The following is a 586-nucleotide window of genomic DNA, read 5'->3' on the forward strand; positions in this document are numbered from 1 at the left end:
CGTTACTTGTGAACCGTCGCCTAACACTTCTGTACTTAAGGCATTCATAATCACAGTGGTGTTTGGCAAGCTATGCAATTTGTTTTGCAAGACTTGGTCAGCACGAAGTTTGGTATCGAATTCAACCAGAGTTACATGTTCAACAATACCTGCAAGGTCAATCGCTGCTTCAACACCTGAGTTACCGCCGCCAATCACCGCAACACGTTTGCCTTTGAACAATGGACCATCACAGTGTGGGCAGTAGGCAACACCACGGGTACGGTATTCTTGCTCACCCGGTACATTCATCTCTCTCCAACGTGCCCCTGTTGAAAGGATCACAGTTTTCGATTCAAGTTTTGCACCGTTTTCAAGTTCAACTTCAACCAAGCCATTTGCTGTTTGATCTGCACCAGTGATTTTGCTGACACGTTGCAGGTTCATGATATCCACATCATATTCACGAACATGTGCTTCCATCTCGGCAGCAAACTTAGGACCTTGGGTCTTTTGCACAGAAGTGAAGTTTTCAATGTCCATGGTGTCCATGACCTGACCACCAAAGCGTTCAGCCACGATACCTGTGTTAATGCCTTTACGTGCT

Annotated in this window: 1 protein-coding gene; it reads right to left on the bottom strand. The window is 46.1% G+C overall.

All coding sequences use genetic code 11. The features are described 5' to 3' along the window. On the bottom strand, nt 1–586 hold a 586-nt coding region (locus R5R67_RS19525; protein ID WP_318755213.1), incomplete at both ends, for an FAD-dependent oxidoreductase.

The organism is Acinetobacter sp. OYA S30, from assembly GCF_033599315.1.
GTDB classification, from domain to species: Bacteria; Pseudomonadota; Gammaproteobacteria; order Pseudomonadales; family Moraxellaceae; genus Acinetobacter; species Acinetobacter baumannii.